Raw genomic sequence first — 682 nt, 5'->3', positions numbered from 1 at the left:
TGATTCCGATAGTTCCTTGGCTAGCTCTAGCCATTCAGCAGTTTTTAATTCTCGGCGCTTAGAACACACCGTCTCGCCTAAATAAATAACATCGACAGGGCTGTCGAGCATCTCTTGGTAGAAGTCATAAACGCGCTGTTTTGGCCAAAAAAACAGGTTTGGGCCTAGTGATAATTTCATCATATTACTCCCTAAATCTGCGGGGTTTATTGCCAGGCGCGCGTATAAGCGCCCAAAGTGGTTTGCGAGCCTTCAGAGACTTTATCGAGTGGCTTGCTCCATTGGGGTTTCACTTTAAAGTTATCCGGGTCGCGCTGATAGCTGTCTAAAGCTTTGCGCCAAACCGAGACAACCTGTTCAACATAAGCCGGGCTGCGTTGTCGACCCTCAATTTTTACAGCCTTGATGCCGATCTCTGTTAAGTCAGGAATTAAGCCAATTGTGTTCAAGCTTGTTGGTTCTTCGAGTGCATTGTAGAGACGGCCTTCCACTTCAAATCGGCCTTTACACAAGGTTGGGTAACCTGCTTTTTCATCTTCCTGATAACGGTCAATTAGCACATTGTTCAAACGTGACTCCAGGCCGTCTTCTGTTTCTTCCCAGCGAACAAAGCTTGCAGGCGAACAGGCACCGCAAGTATTGGGTGATTGGTCGGTTAGGTATGAAGATAAATAGCAGCGCC

The 682-nt window shown here is 47.1% G+C and carries 1 protein-coding gene and 1 pseudogene; both read right to left on the bottom strand.

Annotation, left to right across the window (positions count from 1 at the left end):
• A pseudogene (locus tag A3756_RS22185) lies at window positions 1-183 on the bottom strand (U32 family peptidase); the annotation flags it as partial.
• A 23-nt stretch (window positions 184-206) separates the two neighbouring features.
• Window positions 207-682, bottom strand: a 476-nt coding sequence (locus tag A3756_RS22180; protein ID WP_197481467.1) for a peptidase U32 family protein, incomplete at its 5' end; no start/stop codon positions are given.

Source organism: Oleiphilus sp. HI0086, from assembly GCF_001635225.1.
The sequence above is the reverse complement of the archived record's forward strand: the minus strand, read 5'-3'. Positions and strand labels throughout refer to the sequence as shown.